The sequence below is a fragment of the Kitasatospora sp. NPDC101108 genome (assembly GCF_055584725.1).
In genome coordinates this window covers 122,591-146,004 of sequence record NZ_JBVJLM010000007.1, presented here as the reverse complement: position 1 = coordinate 146,004, position 23,414 = coordinate 122,591, and the positions used below count along the sequence as shown (strand labels likewise).

2 protein-coding genes and 2 pseudogenes are annotated in these 23,414 nt (G+C 74.8%); all 4 read left to right on the top strand.

Features of this window, described 5'->3' with window-relative positions; translation table 11 throughout:
• Positions 1-102: 102 nt before the first annotated feature.
• Positions 103-9,852 carry an amino acid adenylation domain-containing protein gene (locus ACZ6Z8_RS17855; RefSeq protein WP_465610761.1) on the top strand — a complete coding sequence of 3,250 codons (9,750 nt, stop codon included), beginning with the start codon at positions 103-105 and terminating at the stop codon, positions 9,850-9,852.
• 78 nt (positions 9,853-9,930) lie between these two features.
• Positions 9,931-11,286: pseudogene (locus ACZ6Z8_RS17850) on the top strand (condensation domain-containing protein); the annotation flags it as partial.
• Between the two features lie 54 nt (positions 11,287-11,340).
• A pseudogene (locus ACZ6Z8_RS17845) lies at positions 11,341-17,535 on the top strand (amino acid adenylation domain-containing protein); the annotation flags it as partial.
• Positions 17,509-23,373 (top strand): amino acid adenylation domain-containing protein, encoded by a 5,865-nt coding sequence (locus ACZ6Z8_RS17840; protein WP_465611133.1) that lies wholly within the window; start codon positions 17,509-17,511, stop codon positions 23,371-23,373. The pseudogene ACZ6Z8_RS17845 and the gene ACZ6Z8_RS17840, both read left to right, overlap by 27 nt.
• The last annotated feature ends 41 nt before the right edge of the window (positions 23,374-23,414 follow it).

Here is a 23,414-nt window from a genome sequence, read left to right as displayed (position 1 = left end):
CACCGGCACCGCCCCAAAACACGCTCCGCCGGCTGCCCGGACACCCCGGGCCGACCGGGCCGACCGCCCCGCGGGTCAAGCCGCAACGAGGGAGAGACGCACATGTCCGGGGACCAGCAGACGCACAGAGCCGATCCGCGGCCGGCATCGGCCGAGGAGCTGTGTCGACTGTTCGCGGAGGTGCTCGGCCGGGAGTCGGTCGACCCCGCGGCGGGCTTCTTCGAGCTGGGCGGTGACCGGCCCGCCGCCGTGCGGCTGCTGGCCCGGGTGCGGGCCGAACTCGGCTTCCGCGTGCCGCTGCCGCTCCTGCTGGACGCCCCTACCCCGTCCGCGCTGGCCACCCGGCTGGCCGACCGGGCCCCGGCCCGCCCCGACCCGCGCCCGACCCTCACCGACCTGGTCGACGCCCAGGTCGCCCGCACCCCGCAGGCCCCCGCGCTGTACGCGGACGACACCACCCTCACCTACGCCGAGCTGGACGCCCGCGCCAACCGGCTGGCCCGGGTGCTCGCGGACCGCGGCCTGGGTACCGAGGACGTCGTCGCACTCGCCCTGCCGAAGTCCCCCGAGGCCGTCGCCGCGATCCTCGCCGTGGCCAAGACCGGCGCGGCCTGGCTGCCCGCCGACCCGGCCTACCCGGCCGAGCGGCTGCGCCACATGCTCACCGACTCCCGCGCCGCCCTGGTGCTCACCACCGCCGCCACCGCGGAGCGGCTGCCCGACACCGGCGCCCCCCGGCTGCTGCTCGACTCCGCCGAGCACCTCGCCGCGCTCGCCGGCCGGCCGGGCACGCCGTTCACCGCCGAGGAGCGGGTGCGGCCGCTGAGCGCCGGCAACACCGCGTACGTCATCTACACCTCCGGCTCCACCGGGGTGCCCAAGGGCGTGGCCGTCACCCACACCGGCCTGCCCAGCATGATCGGCACCCAGGTCGCCGCCACCGGGGTCGGCCCCGGCAGCCGGGTGCTCCAGGCCGCCTCGCTCAGCTTCGACGTCTCCGTCTCCGACCTGGCGGTGGCCCTGACCACCGGCGCCGCGCTCGTTCTCCCCCGCGAGCAGAGCCAGCTGGTCGGCGACGCGCTGGCCGCCCTGATCGACCGGTACGGCGTCACCCACGCCGACGTCGCCACCGCGATGGCCGCCACCCTGCCGGACACCCCGCTGCCCAGCCTGCGCACCCTGATCGGCGGCGGTGAGGCCATCCCGCGCGAGCTGGCCGCCCGGCTCGGCCGCGACCGCCTGATGCTCAACAGCTACGGTCCTACCGAGACCACCGTCATCGTCACCATGAGCGAGCCGCTCACCGGCGCCGAGCAGCCCCCGATCGGCCACCCCTGCCAGGACGTGCGCGTCCACGTGCTGGACGAACGGCTGCGACCGGTCGGGCCGGGCGGCGTGGGCGAGCTGTACGTCTCCGGCCCGCACCTGGCCCGCGGCTACGTGGGCCGCCCCGGCCTGATTGCCGACCGCTTCGTCGCCTGCCCGTTCGGTGAGCCCGGGGAGCGGATGTACCGCACCGGCGACCTCGGCAGTTACCGGCCCGACGGCCAGCTGGACTTCCTCGGCCGGGCCGACGACCAGGTGAAGATCCGCGGCTTCCGGGTGGAGCCCGGCGAGATCGAGCAGACCCTCTCCGCCCACCCCGGGGTGCGCCAGGCCGTGGTGCTGGTGCGCGAGGACCGCCCGGGCGAGCGCCGGCTGGTCGGCTACACCGTCGGCGCCGCGGACCCGGCCGAGCTGCGCGCCCACTGCGCCGAGCGGCTGCCCGACCACATGGTGCCCACCGTCGTGGTGCTCGACCGGCTGCCGCTCACGCCCAACGGCAAGGTCGACAAGCGCGCCCTGCCGGCGCCGGTGTTCGGCACGGGCGAGGAGGGCGGCCGGGCCCCCGCCGGGGAGCTGGAGCACACTCTCGCCCGGCTCTTCGCCGAGGTGCTGGGGATCCCCCGGGTCGGCGTCACCGAGTCCTTCTTCGAGCTCGGCGGCGACTCCATCGTGGCCATCCAGCTGGTCTCCCGGGCCCGGCACGCCGGGCTGCAGCTCACCCCGCGCGCGGTCTTCGACGCCCCGAGCGTCGAGGCGCTGGCCCGGCTCGCCCGCCCGCTGGAGGGCCCGGTCGCGGCCGAGCCCGAGGGGGCCGGCCTGGGCGAGGTGCCGCCGACGCCCATCGTGCACTGGCTGTCCGAGCAGCGCGGCGCCGTGGAGAGCTTCTACCAGTCCACCCTGCTCACCCTCCCCGACGGGACGGCGACCACCGATCTGGTCGCCGCCCTGCAGGCCCTGCTGGACCACCACGACGTCCTCCGGGCCCGTACCTCCCCGCTCGCCGAGCGCCCCTGGACCCTGCACGTCCCCGCCCCCGGCGCCGTCCCCGCCGAGTCCCTGCTGCGCACCGCCGCCGGCCCGGCCACCGCGCGGGCGCTGCGCGCCGAGACCGGGGCCGCCCGCGACCGCCTCTCCCCCGAGGACGGCCGGATGCTCCAGGCCGTCCGCTTCGACGCCGGTCCGCAACGGCCCGCCCAGCTGCTGCTGGTGATCCACCACCTGGTGGTGGACGGCGTCACCTGGCGCATCGTCGAGGAGGACCTGCTCGCCGCGCTCGCCGCCGTCCGCGAGGGCCGGGAGCCGGCGCTGCCGCCGGTGCCCACCTCCTTCCGCCGCTGGGCCCAGCGGCTCACCGCCGAGGCCCGCACCGACCGCCGGGCCGCCGAACTCCCCTTCTGGCAGGCCGTCCTGGCCACCCCGGACCCGCTGCTCGGCGACCGCCCCCTCGACCCCGCCCGGGACACCTACGCCACCGAGGGCACCCTGCGCCTGGTGCTGCCCGCCGGCACCACCCAGGCGCTGCTCACCCGGGTCACCGCCGCCTACCACGCCCAGGTCAACGACGTCCTGCTCACCGCGCTGGCCCTCGCCCTCGGCCACTGGCGCGGCGCCGACCCGGCCGGGCCGGACGGGGCGGTGCTGCTCAGCCTGGAGGGGCACGGCCGCGAGGAGGTCGTCGACGGAGTCGACCTGCACCGAACCGCCGGCTGGTTCACCTCCGTGTACCCCGTACGGCTCGCCTCCGGGGCACTGCCCTGGTCCGAGGTCACCGCCGCCGGCCCCGGACTCGGCCGCGCCCTCGGGCGGGTGAAGGAGCAGCTGCGCGCCGTACCGGACAACGGCATCGGCTACGGGCTGCTGCGCCACCTCAACCCGGCCACCACCGACCTGCTCGCCGGGTACGCCGAGCCGCAGGTCGAGTTCAACTATCTGGGCCGCTTCCAGCCCGAGGGCGTCACCGCCGAGGACGTGCTCGCCGGGGCCGAGGCGATGACCGAGGGCGCCGCCCCGGGCCTGGCGCTCGGCCGGGTCCTGGGCCTGGACGCCACCACCGTCGACACCCCGCAGGGCCCGCTGCTGGTCGCCCAGTGGTCCTGGGCAGGTGAACTGCTCACCGAGGAGCGGGTCCGCGCCCTCGCCGAGGCCTGGTTCACCGCGCTGGCCGCGCTCGCCGAGCACGCCGAACGGCCGGACGCCGGCGGGCACACCCCCTCCGACTTCCCGCTGGTCGCCCTGGGCCAGGAGGAGCTCGACCGGCTCACCGCGCTCCACGCCCCCGCCGCCCTGGTGGACGTCTGGCCCACCTCCCCGCTCCAGCAGGGCATGGCCTTCCACGCCGCGTACGACACCGACGGCGCCGACGTCTACACCTCCGTCTGCACCTTCGACCTGACCGGCCCCGTCGACGCCGAACGGCTGCGCGCCGCCGCCGAGGCGCTGCTGCTGCGCCAGCCCAACCTCAGGGCCGGCTTCCACCAGCGCCCCGACGGGCCGCCCGTCCAGGCCGTCCCGGACCGGGTCGAACTGCCCTTCACCGTCCTCGACCTGACCGCCCACCCCGACCCGGCGGGCGAGGCCGACCGGATCGCCGCCGCCGAGTACGGCCGCCGCTTCGACCTCGCCCGGCCGCCGCTGCTGCGCTACACCCTGCTCACCCTGGCCCCCGGCCGCCACCGGCTGATCGCCGCCGCCCACCACATCCTGCTGGACGGCTGGTCCACCCCGCTGTTCGCCGAGGAGCTGTGGGCCCTGTACTTCCGGCAGCCGCTGCCCCCGGCCGCCCCCTACCGCGAGTACCTGCGCTGGATCATCCGGCGCGACGGCGCCGCCGCCCGCACCGCCTGGGCCGAGGCCCTCGCCGGAGTGGACGAGCCGACCCTGCTCGCCGCGGGCCGCACCCCCGCCACCCCGCGGCTGCCGCTGCGCCTGCACACCGGTCTCACCCCCGAGGCCACCGAGGCACTCGGCCGTACCGCCCGCCGCTACGGCGTCACCCTCAACACCCTCGTCCAGGCCGCCTGGGGTGTGCTGCTGGCCCGGCTCACCGGGCGGGAGGACGTGCTCTTCGGCACCACCGTCTCCGGCCGGCCGCACGACCTGCCGGGCGTCGAGCGGATGATGGGCCTGCTGATCAACACCGTGCCGGTGCGGGTCAGCCTCGACGCGGCCGAGAGCTGGGGGCAGCTGCTGCTGCGCCTGCAGCACGAGCAGTCCGCGCTGCTGGACCACCAGCACCTCAGCCTCACCGAGATCCAGCAACTCGCCGGGCTGGGCAGCCTGTTCGACACCGTCACGGTGTACGGCAACTACCCGGACCCGTCCGCCCTGGACCAGGCCGACCCGAGCGGCGCCACCCACGTCACCCTGGTCGAGGACGTCGACAGCGCCCACTACCCGCTGCTGCTCGCCCTCACCCCCGGCGACGGCCTCCAGCTGCGCCTGGACCACCAGCCGGACGCCTTCAGCCCCGCGGAGGCACGCGCCCTGCTGGACCGCTTCCTCGCCCTGCTCGGCCGGATCGTCGCCGACCCGGCCGAACTCGTCGCCGCCGTCGACGTGCTGACCGAGAAGGAGCGCGAGCAGCTGCTGTCCGACTGGCACGGGCCCGTCGCCGAGCTGCCGCCGGGGGCGGTGCCGGAGCTGTTCGAGGCCCGCGCCGCCGCGACGCCGGAGGCGGTCGCGGTGGCCGCCGGCGGCGAGGAGCTGACGTACTCCGAACTCAACGCCCGGGCCAACGGCTTGGCGCTGCGGCTGGTCCGGGCGGGGGTGGGCACCGAGACGCCGGTGGCGGTGCTGCTGGAGCGCTCCCCCGCCCTGGTGGTCGCCCTGCTGGCGGTGCTCAAGGCCGGTGGCACGTACGTGCCGCTGGACGACGCCCAGCCCGAGGAGCGCCTGCGGGCCGTCCTCGCCGACGCGGGCGCCACCGTCGCGCTCACCGACCGCGACCACCCCGCCCTGGCCGGGCTGACCAGCCTCAGGGTCGGCGACGAGACCGCCGACAACCTCGAACTGGTCATTTCCATGAACCAGTTGGCGTACATCATGCACACCTCCGGCTCGACCGGCAGGCCCAAGGGCATCGGCATCACCCACCGCTCCGTCGTCGACCTCGCGCTCGGCGGGGCGTTCAGCCCCGACGGCCACGCGCGCGTGGCCGTCCACTCGCCGACCGCCTTCGACGCCTCCACCTACGAGTTCTGGACCCCGCTGCTCTCCGGCGGCCGCCTGGTGATCGCCCCGCCCGGGCGACTCGGCATCGCCGAGCTGGCGGACCTGCTCGGCCGGCAGCAGGTCTCGGGCGCCTTCGTCACGGTCGGACTCTTCAACCTGCTGGCCACCGAGGCCCCGCAGTCCTTCGCCGGAATGCGAGAGGTCTGGACCGGCGGGGACATCGCCTCGCCCGCCGCCATGCGCCGGGTCCTGGAGACCTGCCCGGGCCTGCGGCTGGTACACGTCTACGGCCCCACGGAGACCACGACCTTCGCCACCCGCCGATCGATGACCTCCCCCGACGAGGTCCCGCCGGCCGTGGTGCCGATCGGCCGCCCGCTGCCCAACACGCGGGCGTACGTGCTGGACGCCGGGCTGCGCCCGGTGCCCGCAGGCGTCCCCGGCGAGCTGTACCTGGCGGGCGACGGACTGGCCCGGGGCTACGTCGGCCGGCCGTCCCTGACCGCCGAGCGCTTCGTCGCCTGCCCCTACGGCGAACCCGGCGCCCGGATGTACCGCACCGGTGACATCGTCCGCTGGACCACCACGGGCGAACTGGAGTTCGTCGGTCGAGCGGACGACCAGGTCAAGGTCCGCGGCTTCCGGATCGAACTCGGCGAGGTCGAGGCCGCGTTCGCCGCCCACCCGGCCGTCGGCCAGGTGGCGGCCGTGGTCCGCGAGGACCGGCCGGGCGACAAGCGCCTCGTCGCCTACGCCACCGGCGAGGCCGCCGCCGAGGACCTGCGCGCCTTCGTCGCCGAGCGCCTGCCGGCCTACATGCTCCCCGCCGCCGTCGTCGTCCTCGACACCCTGCCCGTCACCCCCAACGGCAAGGTCGACCGGCGCGCCCTGCCCGCCCCCGACTACAGCGGCACCGAGGGCCGTGCACCGCGCACCGAGACCGAACGGGAACTGTGCCGACTCTTCGGCGACGCCCTCGGGCTGCCCGAGGTGAGCATCGACGACAGCTTCTTCGACCTCGGCGGGCACTCCCTCCTCGCCACCAAACTGGTCAGCCGCATCCGCACCGCCCTCGGGGCGGAGCTGCCGATCCGCACCCTCTTCGACCACCCCACCGTGGCCGCCCTGGCCACCGCGCTGCCCGCCTCCGGACCGGCCCGCCCGGCCCTGCGGCCCGCCGACCGGCCCGCACTCGTGCCGCTCTCCCCCGCGCAGCAACGCCTGTGGTTCATCGAACAGTTCGAGGGACCGAGCGCGCTCTACAACACGCCCGTCGCGGTCCGGCTGACCGGCGCCGTCGACCTCCCCGCCCTGGAGCAGGCGGTACGGGACGTGGTGGCCCGGCACGAGGTGCTGCGCACCCTCGTCCCCACCACCGACGGCCAGCCGCACCAGCTGGTCACCGAGGCCCCCCGGCTTCCCGTGCGGGCCGTGCCGGTGGCCACCGAGGAGGAACTACGCACCGCCCTGGCCGAGGCCGGCGGACAGGTCTTCGACCTCGCGACCGAACTCCCCGTCCGCTGCACGCTGTTCTCCCTGCCGCACGACGAGCACGTGCTGCTGGTGCTGATGCACCACATCGCCGGCGACGGCTGGTCCGTCGCCCCGCTCTTCCGCGACCTCGCCGCCGCCTACCGGGCTCGCACGGCCGGCGCCGCACCGGACTGGCGGCCACTGCCCGTCCAGTACGCCGACTACGCCCTCTGGCAGCGCGAACTGCTCGGCACCCAGGAACAGCCCACCGCCCTGCTGACCGGGCAGCTCGCCCACTGGCAGCAGGCCCTGGCCGGCGCCCCGGAGGAGCTGGCGCTGCCCTACGACCGCCCGCGCCCGGCCCGGCCGAGCCACCGGGGCGGCCTGGTGGAAGCCACCCTCGGCGCCGAACTCCACTCCACGCTCACCGAGTTGGCCGGTGCGCAGAACGCCAGCCTGTTCATGGTCCTGCAGGCCGCGGTCGCCACCCTCTACACCCGTCTCGGCGCCGGCACCGACCTGCCGCTCGGCACCCCCGTCGCGGGACGCGGCGACGTCGCCCTGGACGACCTGGTCGGCTTCTTCGTCAACACCCTGCTGCTGCGCACCGACACCTCCGGCAACCCGACCTTCCGCGAGCTGCTGGAGCGCGTCCGGCGCACCGACCTGGACGCCTTCGACCACCAGGACGTCCCCTTCGAGCGCATCGTCGAGCAGCTCAACCCGACCCGCACCCCCGGCCGCCACCCGCTCTTCCAGACCCTGGTCGCCCTGGAGAGCCGCGTCGCGGTGCCCACCGCCTTCGGCGAACTGGCCTGCGCCGAGCACCCCTTCGAACTGGACGTGGCCAAGTTCGACCTGTCCTTCCGCTTCACCGAGCAGAGACCCGGCCCCCGGGCCGGCCTGACCGTCGCCGTCGAGTACGCGACCGACCTGTTCGATGCCACCACCGCGACCGCTCTCGCCGAACGGCTGCTGCGGGTGCTGAACGCCGTCGCGGCCGACCCCGACGCGCCGATCGGCGGCATCGACGTCCTCGCCCCGGCCGAGCGCGAGCAGCTGCTCACCGGCTGGAACGACACCGCCGTGCCCGTCCCGGACGCCACCCTGCCCGAGCTGTTCGAGGCCCGGGCCGCCGCCGCCCCCGACGCCGTCGCCCTGGTCTCCGGCACGGAACGCCTGAGCTACGCCGAACTGGACTCCCGGGCCGAGCACCTGGCCGCCCACCTGGCCGACGCCGGCGTCGGCGCCGACACCCCGGTGGTCCTGCTGATGGACCGCTCCGCCGAGCTGGTGACGGCGATCCTCGCGGTCACCAAGGCCGGCGGCACCTACGTCCCGCTGGACGACCGGCACCCGGCCGAGCGGCTGCGGCAGATCACCGCCGAGACCGGTGCGGCGCTCGTCCTGGTCGACCCCGCCCACCAGGACCACCCGCTGGCCACCGACGGCCCCTGCCCCGTCCTGGCACTCACCGAGGGCCGGTTCGACGGCCCGCGCCGCCGGCGCACCCACCGTGCCACGCCGCACCCGGAGCAGCTCGCCTACGTGATGTTCACCTCCGGCTCCACCGGAAAGCCCAAGGGCATCGCCATCACCCACCGGGACGTGGTGCAGCTCGCCTCGGACCCGTGCTGGCAGCACCCCGACGGACTGCGGGTCCTCTTCCACGCCCCGCACGCCTTCGACGCCTCGACGTACGAGCTGTGGGCGCCGCTGCTCTCCGGCGGCCAGGTGGTCGTCGCGCCGCAGGGCGACCTGGACGCCGCCGCCATCCGCGGGCTGGTCCGGGCCCACCGGCTCACCCATGTGCACGTCACCGCAGGGCTGTTCCGTGTGATCGCGGAGGAGGAGCCGGACGTCTTCGACGGTGTGCGCGAGGTGCTGACGGGCGGCGACGTGGTCTCCGCGCCCGCCGTCCGCCGGGTGCTGGCGGCCGTCCCGGGGATCGGGGCGCGGGTGCTCTACGGCCCGACCGAGATCACCCTCTGCGCCACCCAACTGCCGCTCCCCTCGGCCGGATCGGTGCCGGACGTGGTGCCGATCGGCCGCCCCATGGCCAACACCCGGACGTACGTGCTGGACGACGCCCTCCAGCCCGTCCCGGCCGGGGTGCCCGGCGAGCTGTACATCGCCGGCGCCGGACTGGCCCGGGGCTACGTCGGGCGCCCGGACCTCACCGCCGAGCGCTTCGTCGCCTGCCCCTTCGGCGGCAAGGGCGAGCGCATGTACCGCACCGGCGACCTCGTGCGCTGGAGCACCGACGGCGTCCTGGAGTTCCTCGGCCGCGCCGACGACCAGGTCAAGATCCGCGGCTTCCGCATCGAACTCGCCGAGGTCGAGGCCGCGTTCACCGCCCACCCGGCCGTCGGCCAGGCCCTCGCCCTGGTCCGCGAGGACCAGCCCGGCGACAAGCGCCTGGTCGCCTACGTCACCGGCGAGGTCACCCCGGGTGAACTGCGGTCCTTCGTCGCCGACCGCCTGCCCGCCTACATGCTCCCCTCCGCCGTCGTCGTCCTCGACACCCTGCCCGTCACCCCCAACGGCAAGGTCGACCGCCGCGCCCTGCCCGCCCCCGACCACACCGGCGCGCCGGAGGGCCGAGCACCCCGGACGGCCCGGGAGCAGAGCCTGTGCGAACTGTTCGCCCAGGTGCTCGGCCTGGCCACGGTCAGCATCGACGACGGCTTCTTCGACCTGGGCGGGCACTCGCTGCTCGCCACCAAGCTGGTCAGCCGTATCCGCTCCGCCCTCGGCGTCGAGATGTCGATCCGCACCCTCTTCGACCACCCCACGGTCGGCGAGCTGGCCGGCGCGCTGCCCGCGGCCCGCAAGGCCCGGCCCGCCCTCAGGCCGATGCGCAGGCCCGGCAGCCCGTCGTAGGTCGCGCGCGCCACCGGCCGTCCCCGGTGGCCCGACCGCCAAGTCCCCGCTCAGCACGTCACCCGCCGGAGGCAGACCTTGATCCCGTTGTCGTTCGCGCAGCAGCGGCTGTGGTTCATCGAACAGCTCGAAGGCCCGAGCGCGCTCTACAACACCCCGTTCGCCGTGCGGCTGACCGGCGAGATCGACGCCGCCGTCCTCACCCTGGCCCTGCGTGACGTGCTCGCCCGGCACGAGGTGCTGCGCACCACCTTCCCGGCCACCGACGGCCGGCCGCGGCAGGCGATCGCCGAGCCGGACGACCCGGCCGTCGCGTCCTTCGAGGTGGCCACCGTGGCGGTGGCCGACGAGAGGGAGCTGACCGCAGGGGTGGACCGGGCGGTGCGGCACGTCTTCGACCTCGCGTCCGAACTGCTTGTCCGCTGCACGCTGTTCTCGCTCGCGGCCGAGGATCACGTACTGCTGGTGCTGATGCACCACATCGCCAGCGACGCCTGGTCCGTCCCGCCGCTCTTCCGCGACCTGGACACCGCCTACCGGGCCCGCCGGGCCGGTGCCGAGCCGCAGTGGGAGCCGCTGCCCGTCCAGTACGCCGACTACACCCTGTGGCAGCAGGAGGTGCTCGGCGCCGAGGACGACCCGGAGAGTGTGCTCGCCACCCAACTCGCCCACTGGCAGGGCGTCCTGGCCGAGGCGCCCGAGGAGCTGGCCCTCCCGTACGACCGGCCGCGCCCGAACGCGCCCAGTCGTCGCGGCGGCGCCGCCGACCTCAGCCTGGACGCCGAACTGCACGCGGCGCTCACGGAGTTGGCGGCCACGGAGCGCGCCAGCCTGTTCATGGTGCTGCAGGCCGCGGTGGCCGCGCTGTACACCCGGCTCGGCGCGGGCACCGACCTCCCGCTGGGCACGGCCGTGGCAGGGCGCACCGACGAGGGCCTCGACGACCTGGTCGGCTTCTTCGTCAACACCCTCGTCCTGCGCACCGACACCTCCGGCGACCCGAGCTTCCGCCGGCTGCTGGAGCGCGTCCGACAGCTCGACCTGGACGCCTTCGACCACCAGGACCTCCCCTTCGAGCGCATCGTCGAGCAGCTCAACCCGGCCCGCACCCCGGCCCGCCACCCGCTGTTCCAGACCATGCTGACGCTGGACAGCGACGAGGACCTCCCCTCCGACTTCGCCGGACTCACCTGCCGCGAGCACCGCCTCGACCAGCGGCTGGCCAAGTTCGACCTGTCCTTCGCCTTCGTCGAGCAGCACGACGCCGACGGCGTCGCCAACGGCCTGGGCGGAGCCGTGGAGTACGCGGCCGACCTGTTCGACCACGCCACCGCCGCCACGCTGGGCGAGCGCCTGGTGCGGGTGCTGCGGGCGGCGGCCGCCGACCCCGACGCGCCGATCGGCACCCTCGACATCCTGAGCGCGGCGGAGCGGGAGCAGCTGCTGACCGGCTGGCACGGGCCCGTCGCCGAGCTGCCGTCGGGGGCGGTGCCGGAGCTGTTCGAGGCCCGGGCCGCCGCGACGCCGGAGGCGGTCGCGCTGATCTCCGACGGCGAGGAACTGACGTACGCCGAACTCAACGCCCGGGCCAACGGCTTGGCGCTGCGGCTGGTCCAGGCGGGGGTCGGCAGCGAGACTCCCGTCGCCCTGCTGCTGGAGCGGTCGGCGGCCCTGGTGGTGGCGATCCTGGCGGTGCTCAAGGCCGGCGGGACGTACGTGCCGCTCGACGACGCCCAGCCCGAGGAGCGCCTGCGGGCCGTCCTCGCCGACGCGGGCGCCACCATCGCCGTCACCGACCGCGACCACCCCGCCCTGACCGGCCTCACCACGCTCGCCGTCGGCGACGAGACCGCCGACAACCTCGAACTGGTCGTTTCCGCCGACCAGTTGGCGTACGTGATGCACACCTCGGGGTCCACCGGCACCCCCAAGGGCATCGGCGTCACCCACCGCTCCGTCGTCGACCTCGCCCTCGGCGGCACCTTCACCACCGGCGCCCACGACCGCGTCCTGGTCCACTCCCCGACCGCCTTCGACGCCTCCACCTACGAACTCTGGGCACCCCTGCTCTCCGGCGGCCGCCTGATCATCGCCCCCGCCGGCCGCCTCGGCGTCACCGAACTCGCCACCGCCATCACGCACGGCGGCGTCACCGCCGCCTGGCTGACGGTCGGCCTGTTCAACGTGCTGGCCGCCGAGGCCCCGCAGACCTTCGCGGGGCTGCGCGAGGTGTGGACGGGCGGCGACATCGTCTCCGCGGCCGCCGTCCGACGGGTCCTGGGGACCTGCCCGGGCCTGCGGGTGGTGAACGGCTACGGGCCCACCGAGACGACCACCTTCGCGACCCATCACCCCGTGACCGCCGCCGCCGAGCTCGCGGGTGCCGTCCCGATCGGCCGGCCCCTGCCCAACACCCGGGCCTACGTGCTGGACGACACCCTCCGGCCCGTCCCGGCCGGCGCCCCCGGCGAGCTGTACATCGCCGGCAACGGCCTCGCCCGGGGCTACGTCGGCCGCCAGGTCCTGACCGCCGAGCGCTTCGTCGCCTGCCCCTACGGCGAACCCGGAAGCCGGATGTACCGCACCGGCGACCTCGTCCGCTGGACCACCACGGGCGAACTGGAGTTCGTCGGCCGAACGGACGACCAGGTCAAGGTCCGCGGCTTCCGCATCGAACTCGCCGAGGTGGAGTCCGCGTTCGCCGCCCACCCGGCCGTCCGCCAGGCCTTCGCGACCGTCCGCCAGGACCAGCCGGGTGACAAGCGCCTGGTCGCCTACGTCACCGGCACGGCGGCGCTCGACGACCTGCGCGCCTTCGTCGCCGGGCGACTGCCGGCCTACATGGTCCCCACCGCCGTCGTTACCCTCGACGCCCTGCCCGTCACCCCCAACGGCAAGGTCGACCGGCGTGCTCTCCCGGCCCCCGACTACTCCGCCACCGCCACCGGCCGGGCACCCCGCAACGCGACCGAGCAGACCCTGTGCGAGCTCTTCGCCGAGGTCCTCGGAACGGCCGAGCCGAGCATCGACGACAACTTCTTCGACCTCGGCGGGCACTCCCTCCTCGCCACCCGGCTGGCCAGCCGCATCCGCACCGCCCTCGGCACCGAACTCCCCATCCGCACCCTCTTCGACAGCCCCACCGTCGCGGGGCTGGCCCAGCACCTCGGCGAGGGCGGCACGGTACGCGCCGGCCTGGTCGCCCGGGAGCGGCCTGAGCGCGTCCCGCTCTCGTACGCCCAGCAACGCCTGTGGTTCATCGACCAGTTCGAGGGACCGAGCGCCCTCTACAACACCCCCTTCGCGATCCGGCTGACCGGCGAGGTCGACGCGGCGGCCCTGGCCGAGGCCCTCGGCGACCTGGTCGACCGGCACGAGGTGCTGCGCACCCTCTTCCCCACCGCCGACGGCCGACCCCACCAGCTGGTCGCCGAAGGCCTTCGACCCGACCTCACCGTCACCCCCGTCGGCGACCGGACCGAACTGGCCGGGCTGCTGGACCGGGCCGTCGGCGACGCCTTCGACCTGGCCGTCGAACTGCCCATCCGCTGCGCGCTGTTCTCGCTGTCCGCCGAGGAGCACGTGCTGCTGGTGCTGATGCACCACATCGCCAGCGACGGCTGGTCCGTCGCCCCGCTCTTCCGCGACCTCGGCGAGGCCTACCGGGCCCGCACGGCCGGCGCCGCACCGGACTGGCGGCCACTGCCCGTCCAGTACGCCGACTACACCCTCTGGCAGCGCGAACTCCTCGGCGCCGAGGACGACCGGGACAGCCTGCTCGGACAGCAACTCGACTTCTGGCGGAAGGCCTTGGCCGACGCCCCGGAGGAATTGGCGCTGCCCTACGACCGTCCGCGCCCGGCGACGCCCACCCACCGGGGCGAGCTGGTCGAGTTCACCGTCGGCTCCGCACTGCACCGCAGACTCGCCGAGTTGGCCTCCGACAGCCGAGCGAGCCTGTTCATGGTGCTGCAGGCCGCGGTGGCCACGCTGTACACCCGCCTCGGCGCGGGCACCGACCTCCCGCTCGGCACCCCGACCGCCGGACGCACCGACGAAGCCCTCGACGACCTGGTCGGCTTCTTCGTCAACACCCTCGTCCTGCGCACCGACACCACCGGCAACCCCACCTTCCGCGAGCTGCTGGAGCGCGTCCGCCGCACCGACCTGGACGCCTTCGAGCACCAGGACCTCCCCTTCGAACGCCTCGTCGAGCAGCTCAACCCCACCCGCACCCCCGCCCGCCACCCGCTCTTCCAGACCGTCATCGCCCTGGAGAGCCGGACCAAGGCCCCGGACGCCTTCGGCGACCTCCCCTGCGCCGAGCTCGAATTCGACCTCGGCGTGGCCAAGTTCGACCTCTCCTTCGGCTTCACCGAGCTGAGCGGCCCGGGCGGCCTCTCCGGCGCGATCGAGTACGCCGCGGACCTCTTCGACCACGCCACCGTCGCCACCCTCGCCGAGCGCCTGCTGCGCGTCCTCGACGCCGCCGTCACCGACCCCGACACGCCGATCGGCGGGATCGAGATCCTGAGCGCGGCGGAGCGGGAGCAGCTGCTGTCGGGCTGGGCCGGTCCCGGCACCAGGCTTCCGTCGGCGGCGGTGCCCGAGCTGTTCGAGGCGCAGGCCGCCGCGACGCCCGACGCCGTCGCCCTGGTCTTCGGCGGCGAGGAGCTGACCTACGCCGAACTCAACGCCCGGGCCAACGGATTGGCCGCACAGCTGCTGGAGTCGGGGGTCGACACCGAGACCCCGGTGGGGGTGCTGCTGGAGCGCTCCCCCGCTCTGGTGATCGCCCTGCTGGCCATCCTCAAGGCCGACGGCACGTACGTCCCGCTGGACGACGCCCAGCCCGAGGAGCGGCTGCGGGCCGTCCTCGCCGACGCGGGCGCCACCATCGCCGTCACCGACCGCGACCACCCCGCCCTGACCGGCCTCACCACGCTCGCGGTCGGCGACGAGACCGCCGACAACCTCGAACTGGTAGTTTCCGCCGAACAGTTGGCATACGTGATGCACACCTCGGGGTCCACCGGCACCCCCAAGGGCATCGGCGTCACCCACCGCTCCGTCGTCGACCTCGCCCTCGGCGGCACCTTCACCACCGGCGCCCACGACCGCGTCCTGGTCCACTCCCCGACCGCCTTCGACGCCTCCACCTACGAACTCTGGGCACCCCTGCTCTCCGGCGGCAGACTCGTCATCGCCCCCGCCGGCCGCCTCGGCGTCACCGAACTCGCCACCACCATCACGCACGGCGGCGTCACCGCCGCCTGGCTCACCGCCGGCCTGTTCAACGTCATGGCCACCGAGGACCCGAGCGTCTTCACCGGCCTCCGCGAGGTGTGGACCGGTGGTGACGTCGTCTCCCCCGCCGCCGTCCGCCGTGTGATGACCGCCTGCCCCGGCCTCACCGTGGTCGACGGCTACGGGCCCACCGAGACCACCACCTTCGCCACCCGTCACCGCATGGCCACCCCGGCCGAGGTGCCCACCAGCGTCCCGATCGGCCGGCCCCTGCCCAACACCCGGGCCTATGTGCTGGACGACACCCTCCGGCCCGTCCCGGCCGGGGTGCCCGGCGAGCTGTACCTCGCCGGCAACGGCCTCGCCCGGGGCTATGTCGGCCGCCCGGTCCTGACCGCCGAGCGCTTCGTGGCCTGCCCCTACGGCGAGCCCGGGAGCCGGATGTACCGCACCGGCGACATCGTGCGCTGGAGCACCGACGGCGTCCTGGAGTTCCTCGGCCGCGCCGACGACCAGGTCAAGATCCGCGGCTTCCGCATCGAACTCGCCGAGGTCGAGGCCGCGTTCACCGCCCATCCCGGCGTCGGCCAGGCCCTCGCCCTGGTCCGCGAGGACCAGCCCGGCGACAAGCGCCTGGTCGCCTACGTCACCGGCGAGGCCACCCCAGGCGAACTGCGCTCCTTCCTCACCGACCGCCTCCCCGCCTACATGCTCCCCTCCGCCGTCGTCGTCCTCGACACCCTGCCCGTCACCGCCAACGGCAAGGTCGACCGCCGCGCCCTCCCCGCCCCCGACCACACCGCAGCCCCCGAAGGCCGCGCACCCCGCAACTCCACCGAACAAGCCCTCTGCGAGCTCTTCGCCGACACCCTCGGACTGCCCGCCGTCAGCATCGACGACAACTTCTTCGACCTCGGCGGACACTCCCTCCTCGCCACCAAACTCGTCAGCCGCATCCGCACCACCCTCGGCACCGAACTCCCCATCCGCACCCTCTTCGACCACCCCACCGTCGCCGCCCTGACCGGCGCACTGCCCACCGCCCAGGCCCGCCCGGCGCTCCAGCGGCGCACCAGGCCGGCCCGTATCCCACTCTCCCCGGCCCAGCAACGCCTGTGGTTCATCGACCAGTTCGAGGGCCCGAGCGCCCTCTACAACACCCCGTTCGTCGCCCACCTCACCGGCGAGGTCGACACCGCCGCCCTCGCCGCGGCCCTGAACGACGTCGTCACCCGCCACGAGGTGCTGCGCACCACCTTCCCGACCACCGACGGCCGGCCCCACCAGCTGATCACCGAGACCGCCCGGCCCGTGCTGCGCACCCGCCGGGTGGCCGACGAGCGGGAGCTGCACGCCGCCGTGGCCGAGGCCACCGCCGAGGTGTTCCGTCTCGACGCAGACCAGCCGATCCGGGTCTCGCTGTTCTCCCACGGCACGGACGACGGCACCGACCGGCACGCCCTGGTCGTCCTGCTCCACCACATCGCGGGCGACGGCTGGTCCGTCACGCCCCTGCTGCGCGACCTCGACACCGCCTACCGGGCCCGCCGCACCGGCAACGCCCCCGACTGGCAGCCGCTGCCCGTCCAGTACGCCGACTACACCCTGTGGCAGCACGAGCTGCTCGGCACCGAGGACGACCCGGCCGGCGCCCAGCACGCCCAACTCGCCCACTGGCGCGAGGCACTGGCCGACCTCCCGGAGGAGCTGGCGCTCCCCTACGACCGGCCGCGCCCCGCCACCCCCAGCCACCGCGGCGGGACGGTCGGGTACCGGCTGAACGCCGAACTGCACGTCCGCCTCACCGCGTTGGCCTCCGACAGCCGAGCGAGCCTGTTCATGGTGCTGCAGGCCGCGGTGGCCGCGCTGTACACCCGCCTCGGCGCGGGCACCGACCTCCCGCTCGGCACGCCGACCGCCGGACGCACCGACGAAGCCCTCGACGACCTGGTCGGCTTCTTCGTCAACACCCTCGTCCTGCGCACCGACACCACCGGCAACCCCACCTTCCGCGAGCTGCTGGAGCGCGTCCGCCGCACCGACCTGGACGCCTTCGAGCACCAGGATCTCCCCTTCGAACGGCTCGTCGAGCAGCTCAACCCCACCCGCACCCCCGCACGCCACCCGCTCTTCCAGACCGTCCTGACCGTCAACAGCGGCCCGGCGCCGATTCTCACCCTGGACGAGGTCAGCGGCATCCTGGAGGGCGCGGGCGAGTCGCTGGCGCACTTCGACCTGAACTTCAACTTCACCGAGCAGCACGGCGAGGACGGGTCGGCGCTCGGAGTGGCGGCGGCCGTCGAGTACGCGGCGGACCTGTTCGACCACGCCACCGTCGCCACCCTGACCGAGCGCCTGCTGCGCGTGCTGGAGGCCGTCGCCGCCGATCCGGACGCGCCCGTCGGCGGGATCGAGATCCTCGGCCCGGACGAGCGGAGACTGCTCCTCACCGGTTGGAACGACACCGCGGCCCCCGTCGCCGACACCACGCTGTCCGAGCTGTTCGAGGCCCAGGCCGCCGCCACTCCCGAGGCGGTCGCCGTGGTCTCCGACACCGAACAGCTGAGCTACGCCGAACTGAACGCCCGGGCCGGGTCGTTGGCGGCCGTCCTGCTGGACCGCGGGCTGGCGGCGGAGGAGCCGGTGGCGATCCTGATGGACCGCTCGGCCGACCTGGTGACGGCGATCCTCGCGGTCACCAAGGCCGGCGGCACCTACGTCCCCCTGGACACCCGCTACCCGCTGGACCGGATGCGGCACATCCTCGCCGACACCCGGGCGCGGCTGGTGCTGGTCGACCCGGCCCACCGCGACCACCCGGTGCTCACCGCCGACGGACCGGTCCCGCTGGACGTCACCGAGGCCCGCGACGCCGCCCCGGCCGGCCGGCGCCCGCTCCCCGGCCAGCTCCTCTACGTGATGTACACCTCGGGCTCGACCGGCGTCCCCAAGGGCGTGGCGGTCACCCACCGCAACGTGGTCGACCTGCTGGCCAACCGGCACTTCCACCAGGGCCACCACAAGAGCGTGCTGCTCCACTCGCCCACCGCCTTCGACGCCTCCACCACCGAGGTCTGGGCGCCACTGGTGACCGGCGGGCGGATCGTGCTGGCCGCCCCCGGGCAGCTCGACCTGACCGCCCTGGCCGCGACCATCACCCGGCACGCCGTCACCCTGGTGCAGGCGCCCTCGGGCCTGCTGCGGCTGATGGCCGAGGAGACGCCGGAGGCGTTCCGGGCCGTCCGGCAGGTGTGGACGGGCGGCGACGTGGTACCCCCGGAGGCCGTGCGGCAGCTGTTGCGGGTGTGCCCGGAGACGGACGTGGTCGCGGTCTACGCGCCGACGGAGACGACGGCCATCAAGACCACCTTCACCATGTCGCCCGGCCGGCAGGTCCCCGCCGTGGTGCCGATCGGCCGGCCGCTGGCCAACACCCGGGCCTACGTGCTGGACGACGCCCTCCGGCCCGTCCCGGCCGGGGTGCCCGGCGAGCTGTACCTCGCGGGCAACGGCCTCGCCCGGGGCTACGTCGGCCGCCCGGCGCTGACCGCCGAGCGCTTCGTGGCCTGCCCCTTCGGCGGCAAGGGCGAGCGCATGTACCGCACCGGCGACATCGTGCGCTGGAGCGCCGACGGCGTCCTGGAGTTCCTCGGCCGGGCCGACGACCAGGTCAAGATCCGCGGCTTCCGGATCGAGCCCGCGGAGGTGGAGGCGGCGCTCGCCGCCCACCCGGCGGTGGGCCACGCGGTGGCGATGGTCCGCGAGGACCAGCCCGGCGACAAGCGCCTGGTCGCCTACGTCACCGGCGAGGCCACCCCAGGCGAACTGCGGTCCTTCCTCACCGACCGCCTCCCCGCCTACATGCTCCCCGCGGCGATCGTCACCCTCGACGCCCTGCCCGTCACCGCCAACGGCAAGGTCGACCGCCGCGCCCTCCCCGCCCCCGACCACACCGCAGCCCCCGAAGGCCGCGCACCCCGCACCGCCACCGAACAGACCCTCTGCACACTCTTCGCCGACACCCTCGGACTGCCCACCGTCAGCATCGACGACAACTTCTTCGACCTCGGCGGACACTCCCTCCTCGCCACCAAACTCGCCAGCCGCATCCGCACCACCCTCGGCACCGAACTCCCCATCCGCACCCTCTTCGACCACCCCACCGTCGCCGCCCTGACCGAGCACCTCGGCGACACCCGCACCCCGGCGCGCGCCCGGCTGACGGCCAGGGAGCGCCCCGAGCGGATCCCGCTCTCGCACGCCCAGCAACGCCTGTGGTTCATCGACCAGTTCGAGGGCCCGAGCGCCCTCTACAACACCCCGTTCGTGCTCCGCCTCTCCGGCGCGGTCGACACCGCCGCCCTCGCCGCGGCCCTGAACGACGTGGTCACCCGCCACGAGGTGTTGCGCACCACCTTCCCGACCACCGACGGCCGGCCCCACCAGCTGATCACCGAGAGACCCGAACTCGCGCTGCCGCACACCCCGGTGGCCGACGAGGAGGAGCTGCGGGAGGCCCTGGCCGAGGCGAGCCGCCACACCTTCGAGCTGGCCGCCGAGCTGCCGATCCGCGCCCGGTTGTTCTCGCTGCCCGCCGAGGAGCACGTGCTGCTGATGCTGATGCACCACATCGTCAGCGACGGCTGGTCCGTCGGGCCCCTGCTGCGCGACCTCGACACCGCCTACCGGGCCCGCCGCACCGGCTCCGCCCCCGACTGGCAGCCGCTGCCGGTCCAGTACGCCGACTACGCCCTGTGGCAGCGCGAGGTGCTCGGTGCTGAGGACGATCCGGCCGGCGCCCAGCACGCCCAACTCACCTACTGGAAGCGGGCGCTGGCCGGTCTCCCGGAGGAGCTGACGCTCCCGTACGACCGCAGGCGCCCGATGGTCCCGACCCACCGGGGGGACACCGTCGAGTTCCTGATCTCCGCCGAACTCCACAGCGCGGTGGCGGAGTTGGCGAGGACGAGCCGCTCCTCGGTGTTCATGGTGGTGCAGGCCGCCCTCGCGGCCACCCTGAGCCGGCTGGGCGCGGGCGAGGACATCCCGCTCGGCACCCCGATCGCGGGCCGCACCGACGAGGCGCTCGACGAGCTGATCGGCTTCTTCGTCAACACCCTGGTGCTGCGCGTCGACCTGTCCGGCGAGCCGAGCTTCCACCAGCTGCTGGAGCGGGTGCGGCTGGCCGATCTGGACGCCTTCGAGCACCAGGACGTGCCCTTCGAGCGGCTGGTCGAGGTGCTCAACCCGGCCCGTTCGGCGGCCCGGCACCCGCTGTTCCAGGTGATGCTGACCTTCGGCACCGGCGAGCCCGTCACCCCCTCGTTCGGCGGCCTGCCCGCCCGCATCGAACCGTCGGCGGCCGAACTCGCCAAGTTCGACCTGGCGTTCGGCTTCAGCGAGCAGCTGGACGCGGACGGGGCACCGGCCGGGATCGGCGTGGTGGTCGAGTTCGCCCAGGAGCTGTTCGACCCGGCGACGGTCGTGGCGATCGGCGAACGCTTCGAGCGGCTGCTCGCCGCCGTGGTGGCCGAGCCGGCCCGCCCGGTCGTCGAGGCGGAGATCCTCTCGCCGGCCGAGCGGGCGCTGATCCTGGACCACCGGAGCCGACCCGGGACCCACCCGAACGACCGCGAACTGCCCACCGTACCGGCCCTGTTCGCGGCCCAGGCGGCCCGCACCCCGGAGGCCGTCGCGGTGGTCCACGGGGACGAGCGGATCAGCTACGCCGAGCTGGACGCCCGGGCGAACCGGCTGGCGCGGCTGCTCGCCGCCCGGGGCGTGGGCCCCGAGCGCCTGGTGGCACTGGCCCTGCCGCGCTCGGTGGAGCTGGTCGTCGCCGTACTGGCGGTGCTCAAGGCGGGTGGCGCCTACGTGCCGATCGACCCGGACTACCCGGCCGAGCGGATCGCCTACACCCTGCGCGACTCCGCTCCCGAGCTGCTGCTCACCACCACCGGGGCCGCCACCCGACTGCCCGACCCGGCCGTGCCGTTGCTGCTGCTCGACACCCCGGAGACGGCCGCCGAGCTGGCCGGTGCGGCCGCCGGAGCCCCCGCTCCCGACCTCGGCCCGGACCACCCGGCGTACGTCATCTACACCTCCGGCTCGACCGGCCGCCCGAAGGGCGTGGTGATCCCCCACGCCAACGTCGCCCGGCTGTTCGCGGCCACCGACCACTGGTTCTCCCCTGGCCCGCAGGACGTCTGGACGCTGTTCCACTCCTACGCCTTCGACTTCTCGGTCTGGGAGCTGTGGGGCGCGCTGCTGCACGGCGGAAGCCTGGTCGTGGTGCCCTTCGAGACCAGCCGCTCGCCCCGGGACTTCCTGGAACTGCTGGTCCGCGAACGGGTCACCGTCCTCAACCAGACCCCCTCCGCCTTCTACCAGTTGATGCAGGCCGACCAGGAGGAGCCGGAGCTCGGCGCCCGGCTCGCCCTGCGGCGGGTGGTCTTCGGCGGCGAGGCGCTCGACCTGGCCCGGCTGGCGCCCTGGTACGAGCGGCACGCCGAGGACGCCCCGGTGCTGGTCAACATGTACGGCATCACCGAGACCACCGTGCACGTCTCCTACCGCCCGCTGGACGCCGGCACGGCTGCCGGGCAGTCCCGTTCGCTGATCGGCACGGGCATCCCGGACCTGCGGCTCCACCTGCTGGACTCCCGGCTGCGCCCGGTGCCCGCCGGGGTGCCCGGCGAGCTGTACGTCGCCGGCGCCGGCCTGGCCCGCGGCTACCTGGGCCGCCCGGGCCTGACCGCCGAACGCTTCGTCGCCGACCCGTACGGCGCACCCGGCACCCGGATGTACCGCACCGGCGACCTGGCCCGCTGGACGGCCGACGGCGAGCTGGACTACCTGGGCCGGATCGACGCCCAGGTGAAGATCCGGGGCTTCCGGATCGAGCTCGGCGAGATCGGCTCGGCGCTCAGCCGCCGGCCGGAGGTGGCCTCCGCCGCCGTGGTGGTCCGCGAGGACACCCCGGGCGAGAAGCGCCTGGTCGGCTACCTGGTCCCGGCCGGTGGCCCGGTCGACCTGGACGCGCTGCGCACCGGGCTGGCCGCCGAACTGCCGGACCACATGCTGCCCGCCGCCCTGGTGCCGCTGGAGCGCCTGCCGCTGACCCCGAACGGCAAGCTCGACGAGCGGGCGCTGCCCGCCCCCGAGCCGGGCCGCGCGGGCGGCGGCCGCGGGCCGCGCACCCCGCTGGAGGAGGTGCTCTGCGGGCTGTTCGCCGACGTGCTCGGCCTGGAGCGGGTCGGCATCGACGACAACTTCTTCGAGCTGGGCGGCCACTCCCTGCTGGCGGGCCGGCTGGTCGCCGGAATGCGCGAGCTGACCGGCACGGACGACCTCGGCGTCCGGGCGCTGTTCCAGGCCCCGACCGTCGCGGGCCTGGCCGGACTGCTCGCCGGGGCCCGGGACGGCACCGCCGCCGAGGAGGCCTTCCCGGTGCTGCTGCCGATCCGCACCCGCGGCTCCCGCCCCCCGCTGTTCTGCGTGCACCCGGCGGCCGGGATCAGCTGGGTCTACACCGGCCTGCTGCGCCACCTGGACGCCGAGCAGCCGATCTACGGCCTCCAGGCGCCCGGGCTGGCCGACCTGACGCGCCACCCGGCCGACCTGGCCGGGATGGCCCGCACCTACCTGGCCGAGCTGCGCTCGGTCCGGCCCGAGGGCCCGTACGCCCTGCTCGGCTGGTCCTTCGGAGGCCCGGTCGCCCACGCGATGGCGGCGCTGCTACGACAGCAGGGCGAGCAGGTCGAACTGCTCGCGGTGCTGGACGGCTACCCGGAGCTCGACGAGTACGCCGAGTTCACGGGCGACGACCGGGCCGAGCGGGACCCGGCGCTGCTCGCCGCGATCCTCGACTCCCTCGGCCAGCCGGCCGGCGAGATCACCGCCTGGCCCGCCGACGAGGCCGGCTACGCCGAGCTGGTCCGCCACGGCGAGGGCCCGCTGACCGGGCTGAGCGGGGCCGGGGTGGCCCGGGTGGTCGAGGTGTTCCTCGCCAACCTCGCCCTGGCCGGCGACGCCCCGCTGCCGGGCTACGACGGCGACGCGCTGGTCTTCGTCGCCGCCAAGGACCGCCCCGCCGACGCCCCCGACCCCGAGACCTGGCGGGCCCACGTGGGCGGCCGGTTGGAGATCCACGAGGTGCCGAGCACCCACGGCGCGATGACCGGCGCGGAGGCGCTCGCGGTCATCGGCCCGGTGCTCGCCGACCGCCTCCGCCGCCCGGCGCCGGACCACGGGCCCGGCCACCGGACCCCCTGAACCCTCTGCACCGCCGCGACACCCCCGCACCACCACGCCAA

Excerpts from the sequence above, each read along its gene's own strand:
- ACZ6Z8_RS17855 (WP_465610761.1), top strand. The coding sequence starts at position 103 with ATGTCCGGGGACCAGCAGACGCACAGAGCCGATCCGCGGCCGGCATCG.